Consider the following 17,713-nt stretch of genomic DNA (forward strand, 5'->3'; position numbering starts at 1 on the left):
TTGTACACATTGTTATTCAGCATATGTAAGGGGGAAAAACAAATGGGTAATCACATCAAAAAAGAATTGATTTTAGAGGGCTTAGATTGTGCAAATTGTGCTACTAAGATAGAAAGCCAAGTAGTTTTAATCGAAGGGGTAGCCTCAGCATACATGAATTTCATTACAAAAACATTGTCGATGGAGATAATAGATAAAGATAAACTAGATGATATATTAAAACAAACTAAAGCTATTATCAACAAATTAGAACCCCATGTGAATGTAAGTGATAAGTCAATTTCTAAGATAGAAAAAAAAGTGTTGCTATTAATGGGTTTGAGCTGTGGGAATTGTGCATCAAAAATTGAGAGGGAGCTTAATAACATATCAGGAGTTAAATCGGTGGTTGTAGACTTTGCTACTAAAAAGTTGGTAATAGAGGCTAATAGTAGCTATGAATTAGTAAGAATCATTGAAGAAGCCAATGTAATTATTAAAAGGATTGAGCCAGACGTGAAAATTATTGATAAAGAAAATACCGTTGAAGGTCATGAAAAGAAAAAAGTGATAAAGGAACAAGGTAATAGCATAGAGTTGACAATGCTTATTATAGGTTCAATTCTATTTACAATAGCCCTTGTTTATAAATTTTCATTTAAGGTTGAAGTGCTTCTTTATACGATTAGCTACCTACTGGTTGGGGGAAAAGTATTGCTAAAGGCAGGTCGTAATATTTTGCGAGGACAAATATTTGACGAAAACTTTTTAATGGGGATAGCAACCTTTGGAGCATTTGCAATTGGGGAATTTCCTGAGGGCGTTGCAGTTATGCTATTCTATAGGGTAGGGGAATTCTTCCAAAACCTTGCAGTAAATCGATCAAGAAAATCTATTGCTGCACTAATGGATATCAGACCTGATTATGCTAATGTTAAAATTGACGACAATATCAAAAAAGTATCGCCGGAGGAAGTAAAGGTTGGAGATATTATTATTGTTAAGCCAGGGGAAAAAATTCCTTTAGATGGTACTGTGGTTGAAGGTAGTTCTATGGTAGATGCTTCAGCCTTAACTGGAGAATCTATACCTAGGGAAGTTGAAATTGGTAACCAAGTACTAAGTGGTTCAATTAATAAAAATGGATTAATAGTGATTGAAGTAACTAAGGAGTTTGGAGAGTCGACAGTATCAAAGATACTGGATTTAGTGGAAAATGCCAATAGTAGAAAGGCTCCAACAGAAAACTTTATAACTAAATTTGCCAGATATTATACCCCTGCAGTAGTAGCAATTGCAGCTTTACTGGCAGTAATACCTCCGCTTTTTATTAATGGAGCAACTTTTTCACAATGGCTCTATAGGGCATTGGTTTTCCTGGTAATTTCCTGTCCCTGTGCATTGGTAGTGTCTATACCACTTGGGTTCTTTGGTGGAGTTGGCGGAGCTTCAAGAAGCGGTGTATTGGTTAAGGGTAGTAATTACTTAGAAGCCCTGAATAATGTTGAAACAGTTGTGTTTGATAAGACCGGAACACTTACAAAAGGGGTATTTAAAGTAACAGAAATAAAAACTATTGGAGAAGTAGATCAGTCTACACTCTTAGAATATGCTGCTTTTGCAGAAAGCTACTCAAATCATCCTATTGCAATATCAATATTAAAGGCATATGAAAAGGAAATAAATCGAGATTTAATTGAAAGCTATGAAGAAATATCTGGACATGGAATAAAGGTGGAGGTTAAAGGTAAGGAAATCCTTGCAGGTAACACTAAATTAATGCAGAAGGAGCAAATTACTTTTAATGAATCAGAGGAAGTGGGAACTATTGTACACATAGCAGTAAACAGGAGCTATTTAGGTTATATAGTAATATCCGACGAAGTCAAAGAAGATTCTGTAAGGGCAATTAAATTATTAAAGAACCTTGGCATTAAAAAAATTGTCATGTTAACAGGTGATAGGAAATCAGTTGGAGAAAAAGTAGCAAAGCAGTTGGATTTAGATGAGGTATATGCCGACCTACTTCCACATGAAAAAGTTGAAAGGCTTGAACTCTTGGATAATGAAAAAACAGCTAAAGGAAAGTTAGTTTTTGTTGGTGATGGGATTAATGATGCGCCTGTTTTAGCAAGGGCTGACATCGGAATTGCAATGGGGGGCTTAGGATCAGATGCCGCCATTGAAGCAGCAGATGTAGTAATTATGACCGATGAACCTTCTAAAATTTATACTGGAATTAAAATTGCAAAAAGAACAAAAAAAATAGTTTGGCAAAATATAATATTCTCTTTAGGAGTAAAACTTATATTTTTAGTCCTTGGGGCTTTGGGCTATGCCACAATGTGGGAGGCAGTATTTGCTGATGTTGGCGTAACTATTATTGCTGTTTTAAATGCCATGAGGGCTATGAAGATAGAATAAAAATAGCGTATATAGAAAAAGAATATAAGGTAAAGGAACCCAGCCCTTCAAACCTCTTAATGAGTTGATGTGGCTGGGTTCTATTGTTTAAATTGGACTCTATAATAACTCCGGAAATTAGTATTTACCTTACTGTGAAAAAATATTACAAAAATAAATATAAATATTGAAAAATATTTTCAAAAATGATATTCTTATTTTAAGAAGATAATACATAAGGAGAATAAATATGGGATTCATGATAGGAATAGATGGTGGAGGTACAAAAAGCATAGGATCTATAGTTGATAGTAAAGGTATGATAATAGCTACAGCTGAGGAAGGATCTATGAACCTCCATACTAGAGAAGTAGAGGCTGTTGGTCATACATTAGAAAATCTCATTAATAAATTAATAAATGCAGCAGGGTGTGATGAGAGGGAAGTTGATTTGGTTTCAATAGGTGTGGCAGGGATTGGACGGAAAAGGGATGAAATTACCTTTCGTAAAATTATTGAGAGAATTAACTTATCAATACCAGTACTACTTAATACGGATATTAAAATTGCATTGGTAGGGGCACATGGAAAGGAAGAAGGAATATTTCTTCTTAGTGGAACAGGGTCAATTGCATATGGAATTGATTCAACAGGAAGCGAACATCGAATTGGAGGATGGGGACATATTTTAGGAGATGAAGGTAGTGGTTATGATATTGGTAGAAGGGGTTTAGAAAAAATAGTTCAAGGGATAGATAAGAGAGTAGATTCTAGCAATTTGAAAAAAAGAGTATTTGACAATTTAGGCTTTACCTCTATAGATGACTTAATAAATTTCGTATATTCTGCAAAAGGAACTAAGGCAGATATAGCTAGAATAGCTCCAATTGTTGAAGAAGGTGCACAAGCAGGAGATAAAATTTGTATTGATTTATTGATAGAAGCAGGAAATAAGTTGGTGGATATTACCGAGGAAATAATATTTCAAATGCCCCATAACGAAAACTTGGTAATTTGTGCAGGTGGTGGAGTTTTGGAAAATATCACAACAGTATACAAGCATTTTCATTTTGGAATAAGAAAAAAATATCCTGCCATTACAATAATTCCTCCAAAATATTCGCCAGTTTTAGGTGCACTTATAATGGGGTGTAAACATTTAAATAAAATGGAAGAAATAAATCTATGGAAAAATCAATGGAAGCAGGTGAAATAATGGGTGGATGCTTAGTAAAAATTAAACAAGGTTTGGAAACCTTTAAACCTTCGGAGAAAAAAATAGCCCAATACATATTAAATAATACTGAAGAATTAAAGCATCTTTCAATTACAGAGCTGGCAGGAAAATGCGGTTCTAGTGAAGCAAGCATAGTGCGTTTTTGCAAAAGCTTAGAATTAAAAGGATATCAAGAGCTAAAACTGGCGGTTTCTTTAGAAAGCTCCCATAAAGCCAGCAAGAAAAAAGTATTATTTGAACAAATTGGAATTGAAGATAGTACAAAGGATATAATTTCTAAAGTCTCTTCTGGAAATTTACAAGCAATTCAGGACACAATGAATGTATTAGCTCCAGATGAACTTGATAGGGCAATAGAATCTATTGACAAAGCTCGCAGCATTAGTATATTTGGTGCAGGTGCCTCTTCCATTGTTGCTTTGGATGCTCAATATAAGTTTATGCGAATTAATATACCCACCAATATGTATTTTGATAGCCATATCCAAATGACTTCAGCAGTTCATCTAACAAAGGAAGATGTAGCAATAGGAATATCCTACTCAGGCCGTACTAAAGAAGTTGTGGATGCTTTAAGAATTGCTAAGGAGAAGGGCGCCACAACAATTTGCATTACACAATTTGGAGATTCTCCTATTCTTAGTGCAGCTGACATAAAGCTACTTACAGCCTCGTCAGAAAATAATTTTAGAAGTGGTGCTATGGCCTCCAGAATCGCTCAGCTAACAGTAATAGATTCCTTATTTATTGGAGTTGCCTGTAAACGATACGATGAAGTTATAGACCATTTAGAAGAGACCCGTAAAGCTGTAAAGGGAATGAAGTATTAAGAAAGGAAGTGCTCTATGATCAATAAACTGGGAGACTTAACCACAGAAAAGGTAAACAAAATATATTCTGATATAGATGAAAAATCTGCCTTTGAAATTATAAAGATGATGAATGAAGAGGACAAAAAAGTAGCATTAGCTATAGAAAAGGAGATGCCTAGAATAGCAAATGCAGTTGAAAAAATAGTTGAAGCATTTAAAAATGGAGGACGGTTGGTTTACATTGGAGCCGGAACCAGTGGCAGACTAGGAATTCTAGATGCAGCAGAATGCCCACCCACCTTCGGTACACCAAGTGAAATGGTGGTAGGAATAATTGCTGGTGGTGAAAAGGCATTATACGAAGCAGTGGAGGGAGCAGAAGATAGTGAAGCGGAAGGTCAAAAAGATTTAGAAGGCATTGGTTTATCAAAGCGAGATATAGTTGTTGGGATAGCCGCCAGTGGAAGAACCCCTTATGTGCTAGGAGGTTTAAGCTATGCCAAGGAGATAGGAGTTTACACAATATCCCTTTGCTGCAATGAACAAGCTATAGTTAGTGAAATTGCGGATATTGCAATAACACCAGTAGTGGGCCCGGAAATAATAGCTGGCTCCACCCGTTTGAAATCAGCCTCTGCACAAAAGATGGTGTTGAACATGTTAACCACTGCTTCAATGATAGGAATTGGTAAGGTATATAAAAATTTGATGGTAGATGTTCAGACAACCAATGAAAAATTACTTGATAGAGCTAAAAGAATAGTAATGATGGCAACGGCAACAACTGAAGAAATAGCTGAAAAAGCCCTAAAGGAGTCAAACCATCAACCTAAAGTTGCAATTGTTATGATTCAAAGTGGCTGTAGACCCAATGAGGCTACAGCAAAGCTGGAGAAAGCCAATGGCTTTGTGAAAAAGGCTTTAGAATATATTAGGGGGGAGGAAGAAATATGTTAAAGGTCTTATTAGTTTGCTCTGGTGGAATGTCCAGTGCTATAGTAGTTAAGTCCATCGAAAAAGAAGCTGATAAGCAAGGCATGGAAGTAAAGGTTAAAGCTGTAAGTACTGGAGAGTTTGAAGATGAGCTAAAAGAAGGTGGATGGCATATTGCTCTAGTAGCACCTCAGGTAAGGCACAGGTTTGCTGGCTTTGAAGAAGCAGCTAAAGAATCAAATATTCCAATTGCACTAATTTCACCACAGGGCTATAGTCCACTGGGAGGTGTAAGGGTAATACAACAAATTAAAGAGATAATAAAATAAGGGGGTAAAAGAAAGTGAAAAAGTTATTTGATATTATTGAAAAGTATTTAATGCCACCTATGACTAAATTATCAGAACAAAGACACTTAAGGGCAATAAGAGATGGTATTATATCTACAATGGCATTAATAATTATTGGTAGTTTCTTTTTAGTTATTGCTTTTCCACCAATACCACGATTGGCTGAACTGGTGCAACCGCATGTAGGTAATATATTAATTCCTTTTCGTCTAACTATGGGATTAATGGCCATATATGCATCATATGGCATAGGATACAGCTTAGCTAAATCCTATAAGCTTGATGGGGTATCAGGTGGAGTACTTTCTATCGCGGCATTTATTTTAACTCTAGTGCCAGCTAGTATTGAAGGACACGGCTGGATGCTGCCAATGGCCAATGCTGGAGGAGCAGGAATGTTTGTAGCAATCATTATGTCTATCTTTGCTGTAGAAGTTCTTCGATTTTTACATAAAAGAAATTTTACATTCAAAATGCCAGAGGGTGTACCTGACTCAGTGGCAAGATCCTTCGAAGCATTAGTACCCGCAGCTATTATTATTGTTGTTATATGGACAGTTAGACACCTATGGGGCTTCGATATTCAAGGGTTTGTTATGGATCTATTTAAACCTCTAGTAAGAGGTGTGGGAAATTCATTATGGGGAATTCTGGTTCCAATCTTCATTATTACTATACTTTGGGCAGCAGGTATCCATGGGGTTTCTGTTGTAGGTGCTATAGCTAGACCTATCTGGCTTGTTTTATTGGATGAGAACCTTCAAGCGGTTGCTGATGGAGTAGCAATCCCCAATATTGCACCAGAACCATTCTTCCAATGGTTTATCTGGATTGGGGGTTCAGGGGCCACCTTAGGATTAGTGTTCTGGATGATTTTTTCCAAATCTAAGTATTTAAAGAGTGTAGGAAGGGCTTCATTGATTCCAGGAATATGTAATATAAATGAGCCAATTATCTTCGGTGCACCAATTATGCTTAACCCACTATTAACCATTCCCTTTATTCTTGGACCAATGATTACTGGTATTTTAACCTATTTTGCAATGGCTTTAAATCTGGTTGGGAGGCCCTATATATTAGCTCCCTGGACATTGCCTGCTCCAATAGGTGCATATTTAGCCACTGGAGGAGATTGGAGGGCAGTAATATTAGTATTAATTAATATCGCAATAATGATGGCCATATACTATCCATTCTTCAAAGCTTATGAAAAGAAGATGCTGCTTGAAGAAATGGCAAATGAAGAAGGAGCCTTAGTTGAGTAATATATTAAGCACCAGTTTGTCTGGTGCTTCCAGGTTGGTGACAAAGTCATCAAAATGTAGATTGATCAAAAGCTACAGATTCGAGGCGCAAGAAAACATAGCGAATGCAGCATATAGGTAATATGTAAGGGTGCTGGGTTTTAGCAGTAACGAAGAATATGGAAGTTTTTCATCAATCTGTAAGCACCAGAAAGTCTGGTGCTTCGATAAAGGGTCAAGGCTATCTTTGACCCTTTAACGAAGCAGTAGAACTACTAAAAAAAGAAAACAATAGGAGGTCTTTATAATGGAAAACGAGCAAATAATTTTTGAAATCATACTACATGCAGGGAATGCAAGGGCAGAAGCATATGAAGCTTTAAAAAGTGCACAAAATAACGAATTTGATAAATCAATTGAGTTTATAAAGAATGCAGACAACGAAATAAAGATAGCACATAAATCACAAACAAATATGATTCAAAGAGAAATTAATGGTGAAAAGGTGGAAATGTCGCTATTATTTGTTCATGCGCAGGATCATTTAATGACTGCAATCGCTGAGAAGAGTTTAATTGAAAACATGATAAATCTTTATAAAAGAATTAATATTCTAGAAAACAAATAAGGAGGTATAGTATGGCTGGGTTAAAGATAGCTGTAATTGGTGGTGGTAGTAGCTATACACCAGAAATCATAGAGGGCTTTATTAATAGACATCATGAGCTGCCTGTAAAGGAGATACACCTTGTTGATATTCCAGAGGGAATGTGGAAACTAGAAATTGTTGGGGCTTTGGCAAAGAGAATGGTAGCTAGAGCAGGAGTGGATATAGAAATAGTCTTAACAACTAATAGGCGAGCTGCTATAGAAAAAGCAGATTTTGTCACTACACAATTTAGGGTTGGAGGGCTTGCTGCTAGGGCAAAAGACGAAAGAATTCCTCTAAAATATGATGTGTTGGGACAGGAAACAACTGGACCAGGTGGATTTGCAAAAGCAATGAGGACAATACCGGTTATTTTAGAAATTTGCAATGATATTGAAGAACTAGCGCCAAATGCCTGGTTGATTAACTTTACAAATCCTGCGGGATTAATAACAGAGGTAGTACAAAAATACACTAATGTTAAAGTGATTGGACTTTGTAATGTTCCAATTGGTATGGTAAAAATGGTGGCAAATATTTTAGAAGTAGAAAGTAAAAGAGTGAAAATCGACTTTGTAGGATTAAATCATCTTGTGTGGGGAAGTAAGGTTTTAGTCGATGGAGAAGATGTAACTCAAATAGTATTGAATAAGCTCAGTGATGGTGCAGCATTAACCATGAAAAATATACCTGATTTAAAGTGGGATTCAGAGTTTTTAAACTCTTTAGGAATGCTTCCCTGCCCTTATCATAGATATTTTTATATGATGGAGGATATGGTTAAGGATCAACAAAAGGCAATTGAAGAAGGCGGAAAAGGAACAAGAGCTGAGCAGGTTTTAGAAGTAGAGAAGGGATTATTTGAAGTTTATAAGGATGATACACTTCAAGAAAAGCCTCAGCAACTGGAGAAACGTGGAGGAGCTTATTACTCTGATGCAGCAGTTTCCCTTATAAGTGCTATACATAATAATAAAAAACAACTCCATGTGGTAAATGTGAAAAACAATGGTACCATCATTGGACTACCTAAGGATGTTGTTATAGAAGTTACTGCTGTGGTAGATAAAACAGGAGCCCATCCTATTCAAGTGGGGGAAATTTCTCCCAAGATTTACGGATTGATTCAAGGAGTAAAGGCCTTTGAGGAGCTTACTGTTGAAGCAGGGGTTAAGGGGGACTACCAAATGGCACTACAAGCTATGGCAGTACATCCCTTAGTGCCATCAGTTACAGTGGCTAAAAAGCTATTGGATGATATATTAATAGAAAATAAAGAATACTTACCCCAATTTCAAAGTAAAATTCAAGAATTAATAAGCAAATTCGGGGAGTAAGATTAAATGAACTCCAAAAGTAAAGGAATAAAACACAAATGATTCAAGCCAATCCTTGAAATATGCAATTCGGTGAAGACGAAAGTCTATTGAATTTTGAGGAGGAAAGTTATGTCATATAAATTAGTTGCTATTGATATAGATGGTACGTTACTTAATAGTAACCATGTAATACCAGAGGAGAATATTGAAACAATACGCCAATTAAGGGAAAAAGGAGTCTCTTTTGTTATAGTAACAGGTAGACCAGATACTGCTGTGAAGGAGTATGTTGAAACACTTGGAATAAATGCTCCGGTTCTAGGTTGTAATGGAGCAAGTATAAGAGATGTATTAACAGGTAAAATTCACTCATTGAAAACAATTCCAAATGATATACTTATAAAACTGTATGAGTTTTTCCATTCGAGAAATATTTATCCAAGATACTATTCATTAGATTCAGTTTATTCATTTAATACTGATGAGTTTAACGAAGCTGTAAATCCTTTTGCAGTTTTTAGTAAGAGATTAGCTGGTATGATGTCATTTAAAGTGATTAAGGATATTGATTTTTTATTAAAGTGGGATACAAAAATAGTAAAAGTTGTTTATATTACTGAAGAATATGAGACTATTGCACCAATACAAGAGGAGCTAAGAAAAATCCCTGGTATTGAAGCACTTAGATCAACTAAAACAGGATTAGACATTTTTGCTGACGATGTATCAAAGGGAAAAGCTTTATTGAGTTATGCAGAAAGTTTAGGAATTAAAAAAGAGGAGATTATCGCTATAGGTGATGGTGAAAATGATCTATCTATGTTAGAAGCTGTGGGCTTCCCTGTAACTCTAAAAAATGGAGAAGAAGCATTGAAGGAGATAGCAAAATTTGTAAGCAATGATGAAGCAGGAGTTGCTAAGGCGTTAAAGAAAATTTATAAATATAATGAGGACAGTGGAGATTATGATGGAGTATAGAAGAGTAAAATGATAGAATTAAAGTACGTAGGGGGAATAAGATGAAAAGGCTAATTGTAAATGCAGATGATTTTGGCTTAACAAATGGGTGCAACCTAGGAATAATTGAAGCAATGAAGTTTGGCATAGTAAGCAGTACTACCCTGATGATTAATATGCCTAATGCCATTGAAGCAGTTACACTGGCTCAAGAGAATAATATAAGCACCATTGGCTTGCACCTTACCTTAACCTGCGGTGAGCCCCTAAGCCCCAAAAATGAAGTTGCTTCGTTAGTTGATAATAACGGAAATTTTTATAAAAGGAGCAAGAGTCTGCTACCAATAATGGATTTGTCAGAGGTGGAGTATGAGCTGAGAAATCAAATTGTTGCTTTTATAAAAACAGGATTAAAGCTTAGTCATTTGGATAGTCATCACCATATTCATATGTATGATGGTATTAGGGAGATAGTTGCAAAGCTTGCTTTAGAATTTGATGTACCACTACGGCATGCAAATAATGAATGCAAGTGTATTTATCAAGAAATGGGGATTAAAACAACTGATTATTTCACCTGGGAATTCTATGGGGAGAAGGCAACCATAAATAATTTCAAGAAATTAATTAATGATTTTGATGATGGAATAATGGAAATTATGGTACACCCGGCATTTCTTGATCAAGAACTGATGAAACATAGCACATATAATTTGCAGCGAGAAAATGAATACAAAATATTGACCTCAACTGAAATAAAAGAGTTAATTGTTGAGGAAGGAATAGAATTGATTTCATTTAATGATTTGAGGAATAAGAAATGAAGAAGCTATTGGATTTAGTTAATAAAGATAAAAAATTAGTTATTGGGTTAATGTCAGGAACCTCAATCGATGGAATAGATTGCGCATTGGTATTAATAGAGGATGTTGGTTTAAATTCCAAGGTGACATTAAAAGGATTTAAAAATTATGCCATTGATTTAGATACAAAAAATGAAATATTGGAATGTTGTTCTATAGAAACCTCCAACGTGGAAAAGATATGTAAACTTAACTTTAAGGTGGGTAATATCCTTGCAGATGCTGTTATACAGCTATGTAAAGATATGAAAATATCACTTTGGGACATCGATTTAATTGGATCCCACGGTCAAACAATTTATCATATTCCCCAAAATAGTACCCTGCAGATTGGAGAAGCTGCTGTTATATCTGAAAAGACAGGTATACCAGTAGTTTCAGACTTTAGAGTTGGGGATGTGGCAGCTGGGGGACATGGTGCACCATTGGTACCCTATACAGAATTTATTCTTTATAGACATGAAGAAAAAACTAGAATGTTACAAAATATTGGTGGCATTGGGAATGTCACATTGCTTCCTAAAGGATCTGTAATAGATGAAATTAAAGCCTTCGATACAGGTCCAGGGAATATGATTATTGATTATTTAATATATGAATTGACTGGTGGAGCAATGAAATATGATACTGATGGGAGAATTGCTGCTAAGGGGTCTGTTGATAAGCTACTATTATCGGAGCTAATGAAACATCCATATATGGAGTATAAACCACCTAAAAGTACTGGTAGAGAAACATTTGGAAGGGACTATAGCAAAGCATTATTATCCAACTGCTTGGCAAGAGGGATGACTATGGAAGACATTGTTGCTACAGCTACCGCCTTTACAGTAGAGTCTATTATATATCACTATGAAACCTATATTTATCCTTATTATCATGTGGATGAAATAATTGTTGGTGGTGGTGGAAGCTACAATAATACAATAATGAAGATGTTAAGGGAAAAATGCAAAGGAATTTCTGTTTTTACACAGGAGGATATGGGATTATCCAGCGATGCTAAAGAAGCCATAGCCTTTGCTATATTAGCTAATGAGGCAGTGCATGGAAATAACAATAATATTCCCGGTGTAACCGGAGCAAGAAACCCCGTTGTAATGGGGAAATTTAATATTTGATTTATAAAGAGAGGAGAAAAAATGAAAAGTATAAAGACAAAAATAAATAATAATATCGGTTTACACGCAAGACCGGCTTCTTTGCTGGTAAAAGAAGCTAATACATTTCAATCTGATGTAAATATCATCAATGGTTCTAAAAAGGCAAATGGCAAAAGTATCATTGGGATTTTGGCTTTACAAGCTAAGTATGGAGATGAAATAATAATTGACGTTGAGGGAATAGATGAAGAAGCATGCATAGCAAAGCTGGTGGAGCTAGTAGAAGCTGGATTTGGAGAGAAATAATATAGAATCACCAAGGAAAGAAGTGAATATATGAGAATTTACATAGAAGAAGATTATGTAAGTATGAGTAAAAAAGCAGCGTTAATTGTTGCAAGTCAAATAATACTAAATCCCAAAAGTGTATTGGGATTAGCTACAGGTAGCACTCCCACTGGTATGTATCAAGAGCTTATAGAAATGTACAAAAGTAAAGAAGTGGATTTCTCAGAAACCACAACCTTCAATCTTGATGAATATTATGGGTTGGAGAGGGAGCACAAAAGTAGTTATTACACATATATGATGGATGTTTTTTTTAAGTATATTAATGTACAAAAAAACCAAATACACATTCTTAATGGAAAGGCACAAAATGTAGTAACTGAATGTCTGGCCTATGAAGAGTTAATCAATTCAGTTGGAGGAATTGATTTACAGATACTGGGTATTGGGGCAAATGGACATATCGGATTTAACGAGCCCTCTAAGAAACTTAATGTAACTACCCACTTAGTACAATTGACAGAAAAGACAATACAAGATAATAGCCGTTTTTTTGATAGAAAGGAAGATGTACCAAGAGAAGCAATCTCAGTAGGGATAGCAACTATAATGAAGGCTAAAAAAATTGTGCTTCTGGCCAGTGGTAGAAATAAAGCTGAAGCAATAATGGAAATGACCAGTGGATACGTCAACACTCAAGTGCCTGCCTCTATTTTACAAACACATTCAGATGTTACTTTAATTATCGATAAGGAGGCAGGTGTATTAATCGAATCGGTATAAAAGGTTTTAATCAATGTTATGATATTTTGATTACTTAAAAATAGAAGGATGGTTTACAGGTATAGTACATAAAATATTTTTGTGTGCTATATTTTTTTCATTACTATACCTCCCTAAAACACATAATCCGTTAGTGTCTTAAAAACATATCCTTGAGAATTAAGATGCTGGATGATTTCTGGTAAAGCTTCTATTGTGGTCTCTTTATTTGAACTATCATGCATTAGAATGACAGCTCGTTTTTTGCTTTCAAGAGTTTCTTTAATTCTATCCAGTTGTCTTTCTACAGAGACATTTTTTCCTTCTGCGTCTCCAGTTAATACATTCCAATCAACACTGAAATAGCCTGCTTCCTTTACGGCTTGGCGATGGGGCTTAAGTTTTTCCCCGAAGGAGCCTCCGGGAAATCGAATGATTTTTGATTTGTATTGATCTCCTAAAATTCCTTCAAGCATCTCATCTGTCTTTCTCAGCTCATTTATTAAGCTTTGAGGAGTTGAATAAATAGCTTTATAGTCATGGGTATAAGTATGATTGCTGATTAAGTGACCCTCCTCCTGCATTCTTAAAAGCATATCTGGATGCTTTTCAGCAAGACTGCCGATGACAAAGAAGGTGGCTTGAATATTTTGTTCCTTTAGTATGTCTAATATATAAGGGGTAACCTTTATAGAAGGACCATCATCAAAGGTAAGATAAGCTATCTTTGCATTCTCATCGTTAACAATGGGTATCTCCAAATCTTCGATGATGTGTGCTTCCTCTAATTTCATATCAAACTCTTTCACAGGGTCAATGGAAGAAGGTTCTTGTTCCGGAACTTCTGGGAAAAGATCCTTGGCTTCAACGATGAGCTCCGATTGATATGGTAATATTGTTTTAAAACTTAGTACTCCAATAAATAAGAGGGTTAAAAGTGTGATAGTAATGCCCAGCTTTATATTATGTTTCATTTTTTCCTGCCTCCATTCTTATGATATATTCTTCTTTCATACTAACTGTTTTCAAACCTAAATGATTTACAATACAATTTAAAAAAGGTTACGAAAATATTAAGGTTTAAAGAAGGACACATTTTTATCTAGCAGAGGGAATCAAACTATAGTACAATAGCCTTGAAAACCAAAATGAGGTGATATTAATGGGAGAGGACAAAAAAAAGGTGCTGGTGGTGGAGGATGAAGCCTCCATTAGAAAATTTTTGTCAATAAATCTGAATAGAAGTGGATTTGAAGTATTGGAATCTGAATGTGGGGAAGAAGCTTTACAGATGATCGAGAAATATTACCCCAGTGTAGCGATTCTTGATGTAATGCTGCCTGGGATTGATGGGTTTGAGGTATGCCAAAAAATTAGAAAACTAATGCCAGAGGCTGTAATTATTATGTTAACTGCCAAGGGGCAAGATATGGATAAAATCATGGGGCTTGAGCTTGGAGCGGATGACTATATGGTAAAGCCATTTAATCCCCTAGAGCTCATCGCTCGAATTCATGCAAACCTAAGAAAAGTAGGTAAGTCAAGGGAAAACAACCACAACATTTATAAATATAAAGAGTTGAAGCTTGATTTAAAGGGACAAAGGTTTTATAAAGGAAGGATAGAGATAGAACTTACTCCCACTGAATTTGCAATAATGAAGGTATTAATGGGAAATCCAGAAAAAGCATTTAGTAGAGATGAAATACTGAATCTTGTCTGGGGTGAAAAATACTTTGGTGATATGAAAACAGTGGATGTACATGTTAGACGCATTAGAGAAAAAATAGAGCGCAATCCATCTATCCCCCAATGGATTGAAACTGTTTGGGGATATGGTTACCGGTTACGGGGAGCTGAGAAAAATGGTGAGTATTAAAAAAAGGCTAGTAGTTAATTTTGTTTTTATAATCATTATTACTGTGGTAATTCTAGAAATTTTTTTAATAAGCAGTATTAGGCAATATTATTATAAGAATCTGGAGGGAACCCTTCAAAATCAAATCCAGATTTCAGCAGACCTCTATCATAGATATTTTTCCGATGCTACTCTTCAGGATAATATACTAAACAATGTGGATACTTTTTGGAAGCAGGCAACTGCCCAAGTAGAAATTATTGACATGGAGGGAAGAGTACTGATGGACTCTATTGGGGTGACACCTGGTACAGCAAACCAATTTGAGGATGTAAAGAGGGCACTTGCAGGTGAAACTGGTAAATGGATTGGAGATGTAGATTATGATACAGAAAAAGTTATGGCAATTTCCTATCCTCTATATTCAGGAGAGATGCAGGTGGGGGTACTGAGGTTTATTGCTTCACTTAGAGATGTAAACAAAGATATTGTAAGAATTGCCTACGTTTTTATAGCCTTTGGGGCATTAGTCACTCTAATTACAGGAATAGTCAGTATTTTTCTAGCAAATACCATTACTGGTTCACTAAAGGAAGTAACAACCATCGCAGAAAAAATGGCCCTTGGAGATTATTATACGGAAAGCAAGAAAAAAAACAATGATGAAATTGGCAAGCTCTCCGATATTCTAAATTCTATGGCAAAGGAAATTGTTAAAAAAGAACAACTTAAGAATGATTTCATCTCCTCAGTATCCCACGAGTTGAGAACCCCACTAACTTCTATTAAGGGATGGGCAATCACTTTAAAACAGGACTTTGAAGATAGAAGTATTTTGATGGATGGGTTGGAAATAATCGAAAAAGAAAGTGATAGATTAACTTTAATGGTTGAAGAATTATTAGACTTTTCTAAGTTTGTTTCTGGAAAGGTGACTTTAGAAATAAAACCCGTAGACTTAGTCAAAGTGTTACAGCATATTAAAACTCAGTTAACACCAAGGGCAATAAGGGAGCAGGTGGATTTTAAAGTTATTACCGACAAATTTCCAATGATATATACAGATGAAAACCGGTTAAAGCAAGTGTTCATTAATCTATTAGACAATGCTTTTAAGTTTACTGCATCTGGAGGTACAATCACAATGGATGCAAAGCAGGAGGATGAAAGCATTATTATTTTAATTCAAGATACAGGTTGCGGAATACCTATTGAGGAGCTTCCTAAGATAAAAGAAAAATTTTATAAAGGAAAATCAAGCAAGTCACAAAATGGCATTGGGTTATCCATATCTGATGAAATTATAAAAATGATGGACGGTAGCCTAGATATTCAAAGTCAGGTGGAGAAGGGCACCATAATAAAAATAACGCTGCCATTACGGGAGGTTGTTTAAGTGAACAGAATTAAAATAGGTTTTCTGTTAATTTTCATTATATTTTTTAGCATTGGCTGCGTCAGCACCGACAATTACTCTAATCAGCAAATTATTCCGCCAAATAATTTAACCATTTCAGTTCAAGGAACTTGGGAAATAACTAATATTTTAAATCAACAATCTACAGAAGAAAAAAGTCCTCAGCAATGGATAGGAAGGACCCTTCAATTTTCCAGTGAATTTGCAGTGATGGGTGAAGAACTTTTAACAAATCCTCGATACCAAATTAAGAGAGTAGATGCAGAAGAATATTTATTTTATCACCTTAAGGCTTTTCCTGAAACATTTCGATTCTCCGATAAAGAGGTTGATGTGATAACAATAACTGATCAAGATAGGTTTTATTGTGAAGTATTGAAACAGAAGGATGATGAGTTGGTGTTAAAAATTTATAACGACAGCTTTATTATCAAGAAAATTTCAACAGAAGTTGATTCTAATATTGTCAACATGTTGAATGAGGGAAGTTCTGTAATTGATAACGTTAAGGGGAGTCAAGAGGATGAATTGCTTCTTACCGGTGTTTTGGTAGGACTACGTTCAACACCACAAAAAACAGGTACAGCAGAACATGTAAATAATTACAGGACTCTTTGGATATCCGCTAAAAATAAACAGCTTCAGCCCTTAGCAGAAACAGAAGATTTATTTTTCCCACGAAGAAGCGGTTTCTGGAAGCTTGAGGTTAAAAGTATAACTGATAATGGCAGAACCGAGGAATTTCCTATTGCCTATAACATTCTTGCAAGAGAAGATAATCCCATACACGACTTAATTATAGACCCTGAGCTTTGGGAAGGAAGGGAGGGGAGAATATATAGAGAGGTCAACTATGTTGGTAACGACTATGTTTCAATAGAAGAAACAGCTAAGGGAATTTATCAAGGGGGGGAGGAATGGAAGGAGAAGCACCTAAAAATTCTAGCCATAGATAGTCTACCTAATATTAAAGGTGTAGATATTTTCGACTTGTTGGGAGCTGCTGGAATTGAAGCCATGGATGCTGGCATACAACGATTACTAGAGGAAAGAGTCGGTGATAAAATCATAGGGTCAGAAGTTGAAAGAGACAATTTTGGCCTTGAAAGAAGGCTAGGACACTGGTTTTTTAAAGGAAAAGTAAACTATATGAAGAATCAAGAATCCTTTTCAGCCGATTATAATATCAACTTAATACCTCCATCAAAACTGATATTTTATGATGAGTTAAGTGTTCCTTGGACAAACGCAAAGGATAAAATTCCTAGTACTGTTGATCTTTATACATCACCCAATAAAGATATTGCTATTGTAGTAACGAAAAAGGAACTGATGGTATATGGTATTGATGGAGGAAAGCTACAGCAGGAGCCTTTACAAAGAATTACACTAAGGGAAAATGAGACTGTTATTATGGCAGAATGGGCAATAGGGCATTATGTAGAAAATTGGAATAAGACATTAAATAATTATATCAATAAATCTAGGTAGTGGATATTAAAAAGCATTGATAGTTATGACAAAAATACATTAGAATTT

The 17,713-nt window shown here is 35.4% G+C and carries 17 protein-coding genes; 16 read left to right on the top strand and 1 reads right to left on the bottom strand.

Annotated elements, in window-relative coordinates:
* Positions 1 to 42 precede the first annotated feature (42 nt).
* From BLP68_RS17460 to nagB, 13 genes are all read left to right on the top strand, one after another.
* The gene (locus BLP68_RS17460; protein ID WP_091546372.1) at positions 43 to 2,403 is read left to right on the top strand and encodes a heavy metal translocating P-type ATPase; all 2,361 of its coding nucleotides are present in this window, start codon (positions 43 to 45) and stop codon (positions 2,401 to 2,403) included.
* A gap of 229 nt (positions 2,404 to 2,632) precedes the next feature.
* Complete coding sequence (locus BLP68_RS17465; RefSeq protein ID WP_091546375.1) at positions 2,633 to 3,598, top strand: BadF/BadG/BcrA/BcrD ATPase family protein; 966 nt, start codon at positions 2,633 to 2,635, stop codon at positions 3,596 to 3,598.
* The gene (locus BLP68_RS17470) at positions 3,568 to 4,449 is read left to right on the top strand and encodes a MurR/RpiR family transcriptional regulator (protein ID WP_242877027.1); all 882 of its coding nucleotides are present in this window, start codon (positions 3,568 to 3,570) and stop codon (positions 4,447 to 4,449) included. The genes BLP68_RS17465 and BLP68_RS17470 overlap by 31 nt, the downstream gene beginning before the upstream one ends.
* Positions 4,450 to 4,464: 15 nt before the next feature.
* The gene (gene murQ, locus BLP68_RS17475; protein WP_091546376.1) at positions 4,465 to 5,388 is read left to right on the top strand and encodes an N-acetylmuramic acid 6-phosphate etherase; all 924 of its coding nucleotides are present in this window, start codon (positions 4,465 to 4,467) and stop codon (positions 5,386 to 5,388) included.
* Positions 5,382 to 5,693: a PTS sugar transporter subunit IIB gene (locus tag BLP68_RS17480; RefSeq protein ID WP_091546379.1), complete on the top strand. Its 312-nt coding sequence runs from the start codon at positions 5,382 to 5,384 to the stop codon at positions 5,691 to 5,693. The genes murQ and BLP68_RS17480 overlap by 7 nt, the downstream gene beginning before the upstream one ends.
* A 14-nt stretch (positions 5,694 to 5,707) precedes the next feature.
* A complete protein-coding gene (locus BLP68_RS17485; protein WP_176759092.1) occupies positions 5,708 to 6,979 on the top strand; it encodes a PTS sugar transporter subunit IIC in 1,272 nt (423 codons plus the stop codon).
* Positions 6,980 to 7,265: 286 nt separating this feature from the next.
* Positions 7,266 to 7,586 (top strand): PTS lactose/cellobiose transporter subunit IIA, encoded by a 321-nt coding sequence (locus BLP68_RS17490; RefSeq protein ID WP_091546381.1) that lies wholly within the window; start codon positions 7,266 to 7,268, stop codon positions 7,584 to 7,586.
* A gap of 11 nt (positions 7,587 to 7,597) precedes the next feature.
* The gene (locus tag BLP68_RS17495) at positions 7,598 to 8,944 is read left to right on the top strand and encodes a 6-phospho-beta-glucosidase (protein ID WP_091546383.1); all 1,347 of its coding nucleotides are present in this window, start codon (positions 7,598 to 7,600) and stop codon (positions 8,942 to 8,944) included.
* Between the two features lie 111 nt (positions 8,945 to 9,055).
* The gene (locus BLP68_RS17500; protein ID WP_091546387.1) at positions 9,056 to 9,904 is read left to right on the top strand and encodes a Cof-type HAD-IIB family hydrolase; all 849 of its coding nucleotides are present in this window, start codon (positions 9,056 to 9,058) and stop codon (positions 9,902 to 9,904) included.
* Between the two features lie 41 nt (positions 9,905 to 9,945).
* Positions 9,946 to 10,707 (top strand): chitin disaccharide deacetylase, encoded by a 762-nt coding sequence (gene chbG / locus BLP68_RS17505; RefSeq protein ID WP_091546388.1) that lies wholly within the window; start codon positions 9,946 to 9,948, stop codon positions 10,705 to 10,707.
* A complete protein-coding gene (gene anmK, locus BLP68_RS17510; RefSeq protein ID WP_091546390.1) occupies positions 10,704 to 11,867 on the top strand; it encodes an anhydro-N-acetylmuramic acid kinase AnmK in 1,164 nt (387 codons plus the stop codon). The genes chbG and anmK overlap by 4 nt, the downstream gene beginning before the upstream one ends.
* A 21-nt stretch (positions 11,868 to 11,888) precedes the next feature.
* Positions 11,889 to 12,155 carry an HPr family phosphocarrier protein gene (locus BLP68_RS17515; RefSeq protein ID WP_091546393.1) on the top strand — a complete coding sequence of 89 codons (267 nt, stop codon included), beginning with the start codon at positions 11,889 to 11,891 and terminating at the stop codon, positions 12,153 to 12,155.
* A gap of 30 nt (positions 12,156 to 12,185) precedes the next feature.
* A complete protein-coding gene (gene nagB, locus BLP68_RS17520) occupies positions 12,186 to 12,920 on the top strand; it encodes a glucosamine-6-phosphate deaminase (RefSeq protein ID WP_091546397.1) in 735 nt (244 codons plus the stop codon).
* A 113-nt stretch (positions 12,921 to 13,033) separates the two neighbouring features.
* On the opposite strand, the gene BLP68_RS17525 is transcribed toward nagB, so the two are convergent.
* Positions 13,034 to 13,873, bottom strand: coding sequence for a polysaccharide deacetylase family protein (locus BLP68_RS17525; RefSeq protein ID WP_091546400.1), 840 nt, complete (start codon positions 13,871 to 13,873; stop codon positions 13,034 to 13,036).
* A 188-nt stretch (positions 13,874 to 14,061) separates the two neighbouring features.
* Between BLP68_RS17525 and BLP68_RS17530 the strand changes: the two genes are divergently transcribed.
* From BLP68_RS17530 to BLP68_RS17540, 3 genes are read left to right on the top strand one after another with little or no spacing between them, the layout of a single operon-like run.
* Positions 14,062 to 14,778 (top strand): response regulator transcription factor, encoded by a 717-nt coding sequence (locus BLP68_RS17530; protein ID WP_091546403.1) that lies wholly within the window; start codon positions 14,062 to 14,064, stop codon positions 14,776 to 14,778.
* Positions 14,765 to 16,153, top strand: coding sequence for a sensor histidine kinase (locus tag BLP68_RS17535; protein ID WP_091546406.1), 1,389 nt, complete (start codon positions 14,765 to 14,767; stop codon positions 16,151 to 16,153). The genes BLP68_RS17530 and BLP68_RS17535 overlap by 14 nt, the downstream gene beginning before the upstream one ends.
* On the top strand, positions 16,154 to 17,665 hold the full coding sequence (locus BLP68_RS17540; protein ID WP_091546409.1) for a hypothetical protein: 1,512 nt from the start codon (positions 16,154 to 16,156) through the stop codon (positions 17,663 to 17,665). It abuts the gene before it with no gap.
* Positions 17,666 to 17,713: the final 48 nt, after the last annotated feature.

This window comes from Alkaliphilus peptidifermentans DSM 18978, assembly GCF_900101495.1.
Taxonomy (GTDB): Bacteria; Bacillota; Clostridia; order Peptostreptococcales; family Natronincolaceae; genus Alkaliphilus_C; species Alkaliphilus_C peptidifermentans.